The sequence below is a fragment of the Aquimarina sp. EL_43 genome, from assembly GCF_943422735.1.
GTDB lineage: Bacteria > Bacteroidota > Bacteroidia > Flavobacteriales > Flavobacteriaceae > Aquimarina > Aquimarina megaterium.
Genome location: NZ_CALSBR010000001.1, coordinates 3,925,577 through 3,940,671, shown reverse-complemented (window position 1 = coordinate 3,940,671; position 15,095 = coordinate 3,925,577). Strand labels below are relative to the sequence as shown.

The following is a 15,095-nucleotide window of genomic DNA, read 5'->3' as shown; positions in this document are numbered from 1 at the left end:
TTTAATACCCTACATAGTCTACGATTTCTAATCCGTATCCAATCATTCCGACACGTTTTTGTTGTACCGTATTAGAAACTAATCGTAGTTTATGAATATTAATATCATGTAAAATTTGTGCTCCAATACCAAAATCTTTGCTATCCATAGCTATTTTTGGTGCTTTTACGACATCTTTTCCATTTTGAATTTCTTTTAAAGCACTTAAACGCCCTAAAAGATTAAGCGATTGGCTTTCTTGATTAATAAAAATTATCGCTCCTTTACCTTCGCTATTAATACGCTGAAACATAGCATCCAGGCGTTTATCGGCATTATTGGTTAGTGTCCCCAGAATATCATTATTAAATAATGTAGAATTGATTCTGGTAAGTACAGGTTCATTTTCTTTCCAAGAACCCAATGTTAAGGCAATATGCACTTGATCATTAGTTGTTTGCTTATACGCCCTAAGTCTATAATTCCCAAAACGTGTAGTAATATCAAAATCTTCTTTTTTCTCGATCAGAGAATCATGCTGCATACGATATGCTACCAGATCTTCTATCGATATTAATTTAAGATCAAATTTCTTGGCAACCTCTACTAATTGAGGTAAACGCGCCATAGTACCATCTTCGTTCAAAATTTCGACCAAAATCCCTGCCGGTTTAAAACCTGCAAGTCTTGCTAAATCTACAGCCGCTTCAGTATGTCCTGTGCGTCTTAATACTCCTCCATTTTTCGCCTTGAGCGGGAAAATATGCCCTGGTCTTCCCAGGTCATGAGGTTTTGTATCTTCCTTGATTAATGCATTTATGGTTTTGGCTCTATCGTGCACAGAAATTCCTGTGGTACATCCATGCCCTATTAAATCTACCGATACAGTAAATTGAGTCTCGTGTAATACAGTATTGTTCTGCACCATCATATCGAGATTTAACTCCTCACAACGATCTTTTGTAAGTGGAGCACAAATCAATCCGCGGCCATGGGTTGCCATAAAATTGATCATCTCTGGAGTTACTTTCTCTGCCGCAGCAATAAAATCTCCTTCATTTTCACGATCTTCATCATCTACCACAATAATCACCTTTCCCTGCCTAATGTCTTCAATGGCTTCTTGAATGGTATTCAGTTTCGTTTTGTTTGTGGTATTAGTTGCTTGTGACATAATCATACTCTTAAATTTATTACCGGCAAAGATATTTAAAAAGAAATCTATTTTTTGGTTTTAGAAGATCGTTTTGCAAAGAAATTCTTTATTGGCTGGATAAAAGTGTCCAGATTAAAAATTCCTTGATCTGTAGTTGCTCTATATGTTAGAAATATACTTAATGGAAATATAATACATGTAGAAAGCCACGAGCCCACAAATGGAGGGATTCCTCCCTCTTCGGCACTATTTTTAGCGAAGATTCCAATAAAATGATAGGTCAAAAACAGTACTACTCCGATAACTATTGGTAGCCCTAACCCTCCTTTACGAATGATAGCTCCCAAAGGAGCTCCAACAAAGAACAATAAGATACACGAAATTCCTAAAGCAAATTTATCATGCAATGACATTTCGTATTTATTCAATGCTCTTTTCCTAAAACTTAGATTTTTTTGAGTAGAATTTAGTTTTCTTATTACTCCATCGGCAGTAGACGAAGCAATCTGGTATATCTGTATTTTTTTAAGTGTATTAAAATAATCTATAATCTGCAATGTATCATTACTTGTTTTTGGAAGAGAATCAACTATTTTAATGTTTCTATTTAACCCTTCAAATCCAATCATTCTATCAATTTCAACCGTCATATTCTTCACATTCTTATTAACCTCAATAGATAATGTATCTATCTGATCCTTTAGCTCATTAACATTAAGCATGTTATACCCTTTGCTATATTGTTGTTCATCCATATCTACATTACCCAGGGATGACAAATCTATATTAAGAACATATTTTTTAAAATGTGTTTTGGCAAAAGGCAATCTATTTCTTTTTTGAGGCGAATTCTGTTGAATCTCATCATAATAATTACCATCATTAAGGATTAAGGTGATTAAATCAGAATTGATATTACCTTTTAACTCCCCTCCTACAGCTTTTATAACTGTAAAATTACCGGGTCTAGCAGCTTTCTTATGAATGATAACATCTCTAAGAAACTCATCATTATCACCATATTTTTCTGCTACTTTTATATTTATATCCCCTAAGTCGTTAAACTGATTAGGGGTTATTACCATTGCGGGCTTTACTTTAACTATATTTTTACGAAGATTTATAAATCTTTTCTCCGAGGACGGGATCACTGTATTTGAAAATAAAAACGCACCTATCCCTACAAAAAAGATAAAAACAGATAAGGTTCTCATAGCTCGCTGTAAGGATATCCCTGAAGATTTCATCGCGGCAAACTCATAATTCTCGGCAAAATTCCCAAAAATCATAATAGACGTTAACAAAATAGTTAGTGGCAAAACCATGGGAATCAATCTAGGTGTTGCAAACGTCAAAAATTTTATTATTACTGAAAAATCGAGGTCTTTTCCTGCCAACTCTGATATAAACAACCAGATTGTTTGCAATAAAAGGATAAACATAATAATTACAAAGAGCGGGAAAAATGTCTTTACAAAAGTTGTTAAAATATATCGATCTAAAATCTTCACTCGTTTTCTGTTTTCTAAACGCTAAAAATATACATTAATTAAAACCAAAGAACGTGTGTAAATTTTTACACCCGTTCTTTTTTATACCTATATTTCTTTATGTCTTAATTCTTTCTAATCTAAGCGATTGATATAATAATTTTCATATTTTGATTTATCAAATACAAATAATGTTTCTGAAAGCGGTTGATTCGTTTTAAAACTATTCACCGTAATTGTAACATTAGTACCATTATTTTGTTTTTGAATCATTTTGTAAATATGCTTTGTTTGCTTATCAATACCAAGTAATATTTCTTTTAAATCGCTTTTTGAGTCAATGGGTATCAATTTTACATATTGAATTTTTCTACCTTTTACATCCTGAACAATATCCATTTTATAGGTATATCCATCTTCATAGAAAGTTAACATTTTTGAAGGGGTTACGCTTGTTCCATCATCTTCATCCTGAGAAGAAATATTAATTTCCTCATCTTCTGGAACAATTACATGCAACTTTTTACCATCATACATACGTTTGGTGCCCATGATATTAAGTAAGTACTTATTTCCTTGTAACGTTACATCTCCTCTGGTCTCCTGGGCAACATGTTCTGCCTTATTATTAATAGCATATTTAAAGTTAATAACAATATTGGTGTAGCTATTTACTTTTTTGGAAACCTCATCCAAAAGATTTTTGGCACTTTGGGCTTGTGCAGTAGTTATACCCAATACAAATAGTAAAAATATAGCCTTTTTTATCATTTTATTTATTCTTCTTTAATTACTAATTACCATTATCATATTATAAACCAACCAATTACTCATTATCCAGTAACTGCTGAAGCGAAATTAAATCAGGTACTAAAACCTGTCTTGCTTTACTTCCTTCAAAAGGGCCAACGATTCCTGCAGCTTCTAATTGATCTATTAATCTACCTGCTCGATTGTACCCTAATTTTAATTTCCTTTGTAATAAAGACGCCGATCCTTGTTGAGCTGTTACAATTACTTCTGCAGCTTCAGCAAAAAGTTTATCTCTATCTTTTTTATCTATATCAAGACTTGTGCCACTTTCTTCACCCAGATATTCTGGCAACAGATGTGCATCTGGGTATGCTTTTTGACTACCAATATAATCTGTTATTCGTTCTACTTCTGGAGTATCTACAAAGGCACATTGTATTCTTACAACATCATTTCCTTGTGTATACAACATATCTCCTCTACCAATTAATTGATCTGCTCCTCCTGTATCCAAAATTGTACGAGAATCTATTTTAGAAGTCACTCTAAATGCTATTCTGGCAGGGAAATTAGCTTTGATCATACCTGTTATTACATTTACAGATGGTCGTTGAGTAGCTATAATAAGATGTATCCCAATAGCACGAGCTAATTGAGCCAGTCGGGCTATAGGAGTTTCTACTTCTTTTCCTGCAGTCATAATAAGATCTGCAAATTCATCTACTACAAGCACAATATAGGGTAAAAACTTGTGTCCGTTCTCAGGATTTAATTTTCTTGCTTTAAACTTTACATTATATTCTTTAATATTTCTAACCATTGCCTGTTTTAACAGGTCATACCGAGCATCCATCTCAATACATAAAGAATTAAGTGTATTAATTACTTTAGTATTATCTGTAATAATAGCCTCTTCTGTATCAGGAAGTTTGGCCAGATAATGCCGTTCTATCTTATTAAACAATGTAAGTTCTACTTTTTTCGGATCTACTAAAACAAATTTTACTTCTGCGGGATGCTTCTTATAAAGTAACGATGTAAGTATCGCATTAAGCCCAACAGATTTTCCTTGCCCTGTAGCTCCTGCCATAAGAAGGTGAGGCATTTTGGCAAGATCCACTACAAATGTTTCGTTCGAAATCGTTTTACCCAAAGATAATGGTAATTCCATTTCTGCATTCTGAAATTTTGAAGAAGAGATTGCAGATCGCATCGATACGATAGTGGCTTTTTTATTAGGTACTTCTATACCAATAGTCCCTTTACCAGGTATAGGAGCAATGATACGAATTCCCAGAGCTGCTAATGATAATGCGATATCATCCTCGAGGTTTTTAATTTTAGAAATTCGAATTCCGGCTTCGGGTACAATCTCATACAATGTTACTGTAGGACCAACGGTAGCTTTAATTTGCGCTATTTCAATTTTGTAATTTTTAAGCGTCTCTACAATACGGTTTTTATTTTCTTCTAATTCTCCCTGGTCAATGGTAATTCCTCCCGATTGTGTGGTATAATCTTTTAATAAAGTAATTGCCGGAAATTTATAGTTTCCTAACTCTAGTTTTGGATCAAACTCACCAAAATCTTTAACCAGCTTAGCACTTAGGTCTCCAACCACTTCTTCTTCTACTGTAGTTTCGACTTCCATTGCGATATCCTCGGGATTATCTTCTGATTTTATGATTAGCTTTTCTGGGACCTCATTATCTCGATTATTCGGATCTCCATAAAAATCATTAATTGTAGGGTTTAATGTAATCTCCTCGGTATTATTATCTTTTTTAATTGTGTCTTCCTTCTCATTTAGCTTTTTATCCTCTTTCTTTTTAGTAACCTCTTTGGATTTAGCAATGATTGAATCTATTTTTTCTTTAATACTAGAACTAGAGCTATCAGAGATAGGAGTGGTGGATACAGTTTGGTTATTATTCGTTTCTGGGGTTACTTCAAAATCCTTTGCTATAGCTTTTTGGGTATTTTTTAAAGAATCAGATATTTTTTCGGGAGTATATCTTAGTCGTACTACAATATATACTATTGCAAAAAAGGCAAGTACCAGAACAGTACCTATAAAACCTATATAATCTCTTAAAAAATCATTAGTTTCATACCCTATAATACCAGCTAATAACCCGCCACCTTTTTCTACAAAACCCAAAACAACGGATATCCATAGCATGACTAGTCCTCCCCAAAACCAAAACCCAAATAATTTCTTTTTATTGAGGTCAAAGAATAAATACACTCCTGTTAATGAGGTTAACACGGGAATAATTAATGCAGAAATTCCAAATCCTTTAAAAATAAAGAAATGACTTACAGTAGCTCCAAATTTACTTAACCAGTTTTTTGGAGATGATGTTCTATTATAAAACTGTGATATTTCACTTTGATCAATTTTCCAATTAAAGAAAAACGAAACAAAAGCAAAAAATAATCCTATCCCCAAAAAGAATAAGAAGCTACCTAAGACAACTTTCTGTTGTCTTGATAACGTAAATTTTTCTTTTAGCGAAGTCTTTGGTTTTTTTGTTGTTTTCCTTTTTGTACTTACCTTTCTTTTGGCCATTTTTTGGGTATCTTATCGCAAAAATACGAATATCTATATTGGAACGTAAAAATGACTAAAAAATTTTCTAAACTAAATAAGGGATATAAATTAACAATCCAATTATAATAGCTGTAATTGCAGCAATAAAAACAGCTCCCGCGGCTATATCTTTTATAACCCCTATCTTATTATGAAAATCTGGATGAACAAAATCTGCGATTGCTTCGATTGCGGTATTTATCCCTTCAACACTCATTACCAATCCAATAGCAAAAATTTGCAAAATCCATTCGATCGAAGTAATATTGAAATAAAAACCTAATATTGTCATTACTATTGCAATCCCAACCTGTACTTGTATACTTGGTTCTGTTTTGATCAACAACAGAGCTCCTTTAAAAGCATAACCACAACCTCGCAATCTGCCAACTACAAATTTTAATGCTTTACTCATAAGATACTAAGACAATATTTCGAGTGCAGCAGAATAATCTGGTTCCTGTACTATTTCTGGCACTTGTTCTGTATATAAAACGGTTCCATTCTCATCAAGAACAATAACTGCTCTAGAATGTAACCCCTGTAATGGTCCATCTACAATTTCTAGTCCATAGTTTTTTCCAAACTCTCCTGTTTTAAAATCAGAATGATTAATCACATTTTCTAATCCTTCTGCTCCACAGAAACGATCTTGGGCAAAGGGTAAATCGCGTGATATACACAATACTTTAGTATTTGATAAATTGCTTACTTCCTTATTAAATGCTCTTACTGAAGCTGCACAAATTCCTGTATCTATAGAAGGAAAAACATTTAAAACTACTCTGTTTCCTTTATAATCAGATAATTTTGCGGTAGATAAATCAGCATTCACCATTTCAAAATCTGGTGCGTTTTGTCCTACTTCTGGTAAATTTCCACTAGTGTGAATTGTATTTCCTTTTAATGTTATTGAAGCCATAATAAATGATTGTTGTTTTAAGAGTTATAAAATTAGTAAGATTATATTGTAATATTAATAAAGTTTTTAGAAAATAAAAAAACCTACAATTACTTATGGTAGGTTTTTTTATTTTTCAGGTATCTATAGATCCAAGGACTCTTTTCATAAAGCTATTTAGAGCTTCTTTTTTTGGAGTACCTTCTTTGATCATTTTATCAACCTCTAGGGCACCATACATATTAGAGATTAGCTCTCCGATAACATCCAACTCTTCATCTTTTAATGAAGGTACTTCTGTTAAAGCTTCTAGAGTTTCAATAGTTTCTACGATAAAATCTTCATCGTTTTCTTCGATAAAGCTCGTAAGGTGTTTAATTACCGGTAACTTCATCTACCAAATTTTTTAGAATATCAAATTTATTAGTTTGAACCTGATTCACAAAAGCTCCGCTTTTGAATGCAGCAAATGTCGGAAGATTATCTACCGTAGCTAGTTTTCTGGATTCAGGATATTTTTCGGCATCAACGATAACAAAAGTTGTATCATTATTTTCTGAAGCCAGTTTTTTAAATTTTGGTTTCATAATCCGACAGTTACCACACCAGGTGGCAGAATACTGTACAATCACAGTATCATTATCTTGTATTAACTGTGAAAGATTATCTGCTGCTAGTTCTTGTACCATAGTATTTGAATTAAAGTTTAGAAAAAATTTCTCTGGGGATTACTGCCCAGAGAAATTTTTAATTAGGATTGTCTATTAATGAGTTGCTAGGTAAGAAGCTACTCCTTTTCTATCTGCGTTCATTGCATCTTTTCCTTCTTCCCAGTTTGCAGGACACACTTCTCCATTTTTTTGTACATGTGTATATGCATCGATCAACCTTAAAAACTCAGCTACATTTCGACCAACGGGCATGTGGTTTATTCCTTCATGAAAAACTGTACCTTCTTCATCGATTAAATAAGTAGCTCTATACGTTACATTATCTCCCTCTACAGTTACAACACCAGTTTCTTCATTGTAAGTTTCATTTGTGATATCAAGGATACCTAATGTACTCGCAAGATTACGGTTAGAATCTGCAAGAATTGGATAGGTTACTCCTTCTATACCTCCGTTATCTTTAGATGTATTTAACCATGCAAAATGAACTTCTGGAGTATCACAAGAAGCACCAATTACAATTGTATTTCTTTTTTCAAATTCATTTAAAGCCTCTTGAAAAGCATGTAATTCTGTTGGACAAACAAATGTAAAATCCTTAGGGTACCAAAAAAGCAATACTTTTTTATTTTTATTTTTAGCTTCTTCTAAAACATTAAGTTTAAAAGTATCTCCCATATCGTTCATTGCATCAACGTCTAGATTAGGGAATTTTTTACCTACAAATGCCATTTTTTTATTTTTTAAAATTTATAATTGATTAATTTTTGACAACGCAAATATACACCTACTTATAGAACAATAATTACTCTATAATTTTAATTATTTATATTTAAATAGTTTTTTCTAATCATAGAAAGTTTTTTTACAAAACGAGTCAAATTCCTACACAAACATCCGTTTACCTACAAAAATTACGGATAAATAGCACTTTTTTTACGGTGAATTACACTGTGTTAAATCTATTTTTGTATTTTCGTCAACGTAAATAAACCAAGAATTATTAAGCGTTGAAATATTTTATTCAACATATAACTATAATATTTTTAGTAAGCTTTACTCTTTCTGTACAATCTCAATCTTCTATAACTTCTGATAGTATTCAAAGTTATATCGAAAAGGCCGAAAAATTACAGGAAGAATATAAGTATGAACAGTCTTTGGAAATAGCCCAAGCTGCACTTCATTATGCCCAATACAATAATGATGATAAGAGTCTTGGGTATATAAATAATATTATTGCCAAAAATTATGAAACCAGTGAAGACGATAATGAAGCCAGAAGATATTATAGAAGAGCATTAACCTATGCCCGAAGCTCGAAGAGCGAAGTATTAGAAACAGATCTATATAATAACCTCGCACGAGTATATACTAAGCACAATCTTACACGTAAACAAGGAGTTGGATATTATAAAAAATCTTATGAGTTTGCTGTAAGATTAAAAGATACCATAAGGATGATACGCCCATTATTAAATCTTGGGGAATATTATATTTCCAGAAATGATTTTGACAGTTCTTATGAATATCTGGCACCAGCAAGAAAGTTGATTCACCAAAAATCTTCAAATCTGGATAAAACCAAATTAAATAGTCTTTTAGGAAAATATTTCCTTAGTGTACGAAAGTTTATAAAATCAGAAGAATACACAGATAAAGCAATATCATATGCTATTGGTGAAACTAAAAATAAAGAAAATAACGATGAGCTAATTTCTAGATATTATGAAGAGTTAGCTTCTGCTTACGAAACCAAATCTGGTTTATACGTTAAACAAGATGATTACCGAAAGGCATACAGCTATCAGAAAAAACAATTTCAAAATATATTACAGGCAAACAATCATAAGAAATTAAAAGAGCTTAGACGTGCCAATATTAAGTATGAGGTTGATATTTTTGAAAAAAGAGCAAAAAAAGCAGAATCTGAGAAAAAAGAAAGTGAATCAGAAGTCGTAAAATGGAGGATCAGTATTATTCTGGGTATTATACTAATTCTAATATCACTAGCTTTTTTAATTAGTTCTTATAAGAATAATATACAAAAGAAAAGGCTTAACAATGACTTACTAGACAAAAACAAAGAATTAATAAGTGCCAAAGAAACTGCAGAGCAAGTATCTACTTTAAAATCCCAGTTTATCTCTACTGTGAGTCACGAACTTAGAACACCGTTATATGGCGTAATTGGACTTACGTCCCTATTAATGGAAAATCCTGATAAAAAGAAAACTAATGAATATCTAGAATCCTTAAAGTTTTCTGGTGATTACCTTTTAGCTTTAATTAATGATGTTTTACAGTTAAGTAAAATAGAAACCAATGAAGTTAAACTCGAAAAAGTATCTTTTGATATTAGAACACTAATAGAAGGAATTGTTAATTCTCTTCATACCAAACAAAAAAGCAACAACAATACGGTTCATATTGAGATAGACAAAAAAATAAATACCACTTTACTAGGAGACTCGGTAAGATTGTCACAAATTTTAATAAATCTAATTGGTAATGCTCTTAAATTTACTAAAGATGGAAACATTTGGGTTAATGTAAAATGTATCGATAATAAAGAAGATAATTATATTTTACGCTTTATTGTTAGAGATGATGGAATAGGAATACCTAAAAATAAGCAACAAACAATTTTTGACAACTTTGCTCAAGTAAAGAACGAAAATCAAGAATATGAAGGTACAGGATTAGGGTTAGCAATTGTTAAAAAACTAATTCATCTTCATAATAGTGAAATTCATATAAAAAGTAAAGAAAACCAGGGATCCGAATTCTATTTTGATCTCTATTATGAAAAAGCTGTAAAAGAACAAGAGATTTCATTAAAAACAGGAGAAAACTTAAGTATCGGAACAAGCAATTTCTATGTTCTTATTGTAGATGACAATAAAATAAATCAAATTGTCACTCAAAACATCCTTAAAAAGAAAGGATACACTTGTAATATTGCAAACAATGGTATGGATGCGATCGAAATGTTAAAAAATGAAAAGTTTGATTTGGTATTGATGGACATAAACATGCCCGAAATGAATGGTCTTGAAGCCACCAAAGTAGTACGAACTTTTAATACCAATATTCCGATTATAGCACTAACAGCTGTTGAAGAAGGAGAAATAAGAAATCAAGCCTTATCAGTAGGCATGAATGATGTAATCATAAAACCTTATGACACTCAACAATTCTTCCAGACAATAATGAGAAACATCTCAAAAGTAAAAATGATATAACCCAATCAAAAAGGGTGAAACGAAATCTGTTATATTCGATCATTTAATCTGTTAAATCTTATTTGATTTCTTCTGAAAATCTTAATTTAGATGCGATAACTATAAGATTTACTACACTCATTATGGATACAAAAAATATAGGGTTTAATACCATCTGCACTCATCATGGCGAAATTAAAGATGAACAATTTAAAGGAGCTATATCACCAATATATATGTCTACCTCCTATGCTTTTGAAGATGTAGATGTAAAACGTTACCCCAGATATTTTAACACTCCCAATCAAGAAGCTTTATCTAAAAAAATAGCTAAGCTCGAAAAAGGAGAATCTTCTCTGATTTTTGGTAGTGGTATGGCAGCGATAAGTACTACACTATTTGCATTTTTACAGAAAGGAGATCATATTGTTTTACAACGTACACTCTATGGGGGAACTGCTAATCTTATTAATGAAGAGTTTAAAAAACATGGTATAGAATTTTCTTATGTAGATGCTCAAACCCCAGAAGGTTTTAAACAAAAAATACAAGCTAATACCAAGGTAATCTATATAGAAACACCTTCTAATCCTCTATTAACAATTATTGATATTAAATCTATTGCTGATTTAGCAAAAGAAAATAACATCGTTACTATTATAGATAACACTTTTGCATCTCCTGTAAATCAAAACCCAATTCTATTTGGTATAGACATCGTTATTCACTCTGCTACCAAATACCTGGGAGGTCATAGTGATATTCTGGCTGGAGCTGTTATCTCTACCGAGAAAAATATCGATCAGATTTTTCAGGTTGCAAAAAACTTTGGTGGTAGTTTAAGCGACTTTACAGTATGGATGTTAGAGAGAAGTATAAAAACACTCGGTATTAGAGTAGAACGCCAAAATAAGAATGCGCTAAAACTTTCTAAATGGCTTAAAAAGCATGAAGATATCGCTATGGTCTATTATCCTGGGTTGAAATCACATCCCGACCATGAAATTGCTAAAAAACAAATGACAGGTTACGGTGGTATGTTATCTTTTGAATTAAAAGAAGGTATAGATGCCAGTAAATTTCAAAAAGAATTAAAGCTAATTAAAAGCTCTATGAGTCTTGCCGGAGTTGAAAGTACTATGCTATCCCCTACCCTTACCTCACATGCGTTACTCACCGAAGAAGAACGAAATTTACAAGGAATTAAAAATGGATTGTTACGATTGAGCGTAGGAATTGAAGAAAAAGAAGATTTAATGCAAGATATACAACAAGCTATAGAAAAAGTAAAAGTCCCAGAATTAGAACATTAAAATATGAAGTTAGATATTCTAGCCATAGGAGCTCATCCTGATGATGTAGAACTAAGTTGCTCAGGAACCATAGCCAAAGAAGTTAGTAGAGGTAAAAAAGTTGGAATACTGGATCTTACCCGGGGAGAACTAGGAACAAGAGGTACTCCCGAAATTAGAGATCAGGAAGCAAAAAATGCTTCTAAAATCTTAGGGGTTGCTACCCGTGAAAATTTAGGTTTTAAAGATGGTTTTTTCACAAATGATCAAGATCACCAATTAGAGGTTATAAAAAAAATAAGAAAATATAAACCCGAAATTGTACTTTGTAATGCAATTGTAGATCGCCATATAGATCATGGCAAAGGAAGTAAACTAGCTAGTGATTCTTGCTTTTTGTCTGGATTGAAAAAAATTGAAACCACTCTAGATGGTGTAAATCAAGATCCATGGAGGCCCAAACAAGTATATCACTATATACAATGGGCCAATATTGAACCCGACTTTGTAATAGATATTAGTAGTTATATAGATAAAAAGATAGAAAGCGTTATGGCATATACTTCCCAATTTTACGATGCCGGAAGTAAAGAGCCTGTTACTCCTATCTCAAGCAAGAATTTTATTGAAAGCGTAAAGTATCGTGCTGCCGATTTAGGACGAATAATAGGGGTACATCATGCCGAAGGCTTTACCGTAGAACGCTATGTAGCAGTCGATTCTATTTTTGATTTAATTTAATTCAAAAAAATGTTTGTAGATAGATAGAAATACTTTATTTTTGCACCCGAAATTAAATGGTGGTTGTAGCTCAGCTGGTTAGAGCATTGGTTTGTGGTACCAAGGGTCGCGGGTTCGAATCCCGTCTTCCACCCCTAAAAACAAAAAAGCCCTTTTTCAAGGGCTTTTTTTATTTTATTATAGTTTGGTGTTTTTATTTTAACATCTCGTTATTCACCTTCTTTAGCACCATCAACAATAATTCTCTCTGTTCTATTCGCTACTTCCCAAGCAGTATAAAATACTAATTTTGCTCTTTTAGTCATGAGTTCATATTCTATTTTATCTGGTGTATCGGTTGATTTATGATAATCCTCATGTACTCCATTAAAATAAAATATGATAGGAATATTATGTTTTGCAAAATTGTAATGATCACTTCTAAAATAAAATCGATTAGGATCGTTTTCAGCATTATATGTATAATCCAAATCTAATTTGGTATGCTCTGCATTTACTTTTTCGCTGATATTGTGTAATTCTGTACTTAACCGATCACTACCGATTAAATATACATAGTTGTTTTTATCCTCTCCCTCATGTTTTTTATCAATTCTTCCTATCATATCTATGTTGAGGTCTGTTACTGTATTTTCTAAAGGAAAAACAGGGTTCTCTGTATAAAATTTTGACCCATACAGTCCTTTTTCCTCACCTGTAACATGTAAAAACAAAATAGATCTCTTTGGTCCTTTCCCATCTTTCTTTGCTTTCATAAAGGCATCTGCTATTTCTAATATACTTACTGTTCCAGAACCATCATCATCGGCACCATTATAAATATTACCTTCTTTATCGGTTCCTACATGATCATAATGCGCAGAAATCACTACAATCTCATCGGGTTTTTCTGTACCTTCAATAAATGCCAATACATTCTCTGAAGACTTAATACCTCCTCTAAAATAGCTTTCTGGGATTTCCTGATAGTAATCATCTCCTCCCAAAGGAGAAGGAATACCCATTCTTTGGTATTGCTTTTTTAAATATTCTGCGGCTTTTTTCTGACCAGGTTCTCCTGTATCACGTCCTTCGAAGTCATCACCTGCAAAAACGTATAAATATTCTTTTAATTCTTTGGCCGTAATGCTTTCGGCATAAGTAACCGCGGTTAATTCTGTATTCACACTAGTATGTGAATCTATTTTTGGATTAGTAGATGTAGAATTTTGTGAAGTTCCACAACAACAGACTATAAATGAGCCAACTAGTATTATAGTATTTTTCATGTAACAATTTAATTAATAAAGCACAATATACTCAATTCATCTTATATGATTAAGGGAATACCATCTTTAAAGAAAATATCTCTTAAATTATTTTAAATTTTTCTTTTTAGAATTAAAAAAGGTTTTATATTTGCACCCGCATTCAGGGAATACCTGATGAGACTAAACACTGGAGAATTGGCAGAGTGGTCGAATGCGGCAGTCTTGAAAACTGTTGAGGGTCACACCTCCGGGGGTTCGAATCCCTCATTCTCCGCAAGGGATTTATTTAGTTCCTATAAAAGCTCATAAACATTATATTTATGAGCTTTTTCATTTTCTATACTCTTTAAAGAAGACCATCAAAAATTGGATCAAGATCAAATCTAATCCAAACATTATTAATTCTTGTACCCCAATAAAGATTACCACTCAACAAGACGAACTCTACCAAAAGTAGAAGTAGTATTAAAATAACCTCACAATACACCTCGTTTATGCCGTTTCTTTTTTGGTTATATATGTTTCTAAGAAGTTATGATACGCATCTGCTTTTTTTAATCTTGTTAGATCTTCTTGAGTTACTTTATAAGCGCCTTTACTCTCTTGTTCTGGAGTAATGAATGTTCGTGTCTCGAATTCTATTATTACTTTAGGTTCATAGCGTGCTAATTTTTCTAATTGAGCTGCAATCTTTTCTTTTTGTGTATCACGCCCAGAACACAACGTTATAAATGAATAGTTTTTAAGATCCTCTTTACTTTTTTTGATGAAGGTCTTCATCGGATGCGCTATAATATAGTTCCAGATGGGAGCCATCAAAACGATATGGTGGTATTCATCCCATAAAATGTTTAGTTCATTGATCTTAGGAAAACGATTAAACAACATGTCTAACATAATCCTGAAAATCCCTCGCTTTTTGGGTTCGGTGATTTGCAACAGATCGGCTTCTAGGTCTTTGGCTACATCTTTAGCCAATAATTCATTGTTTCCAGAAAAGGAAAAGTAAACAATTAGAGTTTTCATAATGGTACATTTTGTGTAA

14 protein-coding genes and 2 tRNA genes are annotated in these 15,095 nt (G+C 32.3%); 5 read left to right on the top strand and 11 right to left on the bottom strand.

Annotated elements, in window-relative coordinates:
* Position 1 precedes the first annotated feature (1 nt).
* The 9 genes from ribB to NNL09_RS16930 all read right to left on the bottom strand — a co-directional run bounded on the left by ribB (position 2) and on the right by NNL09_RS16930 (position 8,275).
* The gene (ribB, locus tag NNL09_RS16970; protein ID WP_025664925.1) at positions 2-1,153 is read right to left on the bottom strand and encodes a 3,4-dihydroxy-2-butanone-4-phosphate synthase; all 1,152 of its coding nucleotides are present in this window, start codon (positions 1,151-1,153) and stop codon (positions 2-4) included.
* Positions 1,154-1,200: 47 nt separating this feature from the next.
* Positions 1,201-2,646, bottom strand: coding sequence for an LptF/LptG family permease (locus tag NNL09_RS16965; protein WP_035095782.1), 1,446 nt, complete (start codon positions 2,644-2,646; stop codon positions 1,201-1,203).
* Between the two features lie 114 nt (positions 2,647-2,760).
* On the bottom strand, positions 2,761-3,393 hold the full coding sequence (locus NNL09_RS16960; protein WP_370540759.1) for an outer membrane lipoprotein carrier protein LolA: 633 nt from the start codon (positions 3,391-3,393) through the stop codon (positions 2,761-2,763).
* Positions 3,394-3,451: 58 nt separating this feature from the next.
* On the bottom strand, positions 3,452-5,950 hold the full coding sequence (locus NNL09_RS16955; protein ID WP_196910514.1) for a DNA translocase FtsK: 2,499 nt from the start codon (positions 5,948-5,950) through the stop codon (positions 3,452-3,454).
* A 67-nt stretch (positions 5,951-6,017) separates the two neighbouring features.
* A complete protein-coding gene (locus NNL09_RS16950; RefSeq protein ID WP_025664921.1) occupies positions 6,018-6,386 on the bottom strand; it encodes a diacylglycerol kinase in 369 nt (122 codons plus the stop codon).
* 6 nt (positions 6,387-6,392) lie between these two features.
* Positions 6,393-6,893: a thiol peroxidase gene (gene tpx / locus NNL09_RS16945; protein ID WP_196910515.1), complete on the bottom strand. Its 501-nt coding sequence runs from the start codon at positions 6,891-6,893 to the stop codon at positions 6,393-6,395.
* A 115-nt stretch (positions 6,894-7,008) separates the two neighbouring features.
* A complete protein-coding gene (locus tag NNL09_RS16940) occupies positions 7,009-7,266 on the bottom strand; it encodes a hypothetical protein (RefSeq protein ID WP_025664919.1) in 258 nt (85 codons plus the stop codon).
* The gene (locus NNL09_RS16935) at positions 7,247-7,561 is read right to left on the bottom strand and encodes a co-chaperone YbbN (RefSeq protein WP_025664918.1); all 315 of its coding nucleotides are present in this window, start codon (positions 7,559-7,561) and stop codon (positions 7,247-7,249) included. Before NNL09_RS16935 ends, NNL09_RS16940 begins: the two co-directional genes overlap by 20 nt.
* A 75-nt stretch (positions 7,562-7,636) precedes the next feature.
* Positions 7,637-8,275 (bottom strand): peroxiredoxin, encoded by a 639-nt coding sequence (locus NNL09_RS16930; protein ID WP_025664917.1) that lies wholly within the window; start codon positions 8,273-8,275, stop codon positions 7,637-7,639.
* A gap of 278 nt (positions 8,276-8,553) precedes the next feature.
* Here NNL09_RS16930 and NNL09_RS16925 point away from each other — a divergent pair, with 278 nt between their 5' ends.
* The 4 genes from NNL09_RS16925 to NNL09_RS16910 all read left to right on the top strand — a co-directional run bounded on the left by NNL09_RS16925 (position 8,554) and on the right by NNL09_RS16910 (position 12,934).
* The gene (locus tag NNL09_RS16925; protein ID WP_196910517.1) at positions 8,554-10,788 is read left to right on the top strand and encodes a response regulator; all 2,235 of its coding nucleotides are present in this window, start codon (positions 8,554-8,556) and stop codon (positions 10,786-10,788) included.
* A gap of 122 nt (positions 10,789-10,910) precedes the next feature.
* Positions 10,911-12,080 carry a PLP-dependent aspartate aminotransferase family protein gene (locus NNL09_RS16920; protein WP_196910519.1) on the top strand — a complete coding sequence of 390 codons (1,170 nt, stop codon included), beginning with the start codon at positions 10,911-10,913 and terminating at the stop codon, positions 12,078-12,080.
* A 3-nt stretch (positions 12,081-12,083) separates the two neighbouring features.
* A complete protein-coding gene (bshB1, locus tag NNL09_RS16915) occupies positions 12,084-12,800 on the top strand; it encodes a bacillithiol biosynthesis deacetylase BshB1 (RefSeq protein WP_196910521.1) in 717 nt (238 codons plus the stop codon).
* Between the two features lie 58 nt (positions 12,801-12,858).
* A tRNA-His gene (locus NNL09_RS16910) sits at positions 12,859-12,934 on the top strand.
* Between the two features lie 75 nt (positions 12,935-13,009).
* Here the strand turns inward: NNL09_RS16910 and NNL09_RS16905 are convergent.
* Positions 13,010-14,068, bottom strand: a complete 1,059-nt coding sequence (locus NNL09_RS16905; RefSeq protein ID WP_025664913.1) for a M28 family metallopeptidase — start codon at positions 14,066-14,068, stop codon at positions 13,010-13,012.
* Between the two features lie 171 nt (positions 14,069-14,239).
* Between NNL09_RS16905 and NNL09_RS16900 the strand changes: the two genes are divergently transcribed.
* Positions 14,240-14,324, top strand: a tRNA-Ser gene (locus NNL09_RS16900).
* A 218-nt stretch (positions 14,325-14,542) separates the two neighbouring features.
* Here the strand turns inward: NNL09_RS16900 and NNL09_RS16895 are convergent.
* The gene (locus NNL09_RS16895; protein WP_025664912.1) at positions 14,543-15,076 is read right to left on the bottom strand and encodes a hypothetical protein; all 534 of its coding nucleotides are present in this window, start codon (positions 15,074-15,076) and stop codon (positions 14,543-14,545) included.
* Positions 15,077-15,095 lie beyond the last annotated feature (19 nt).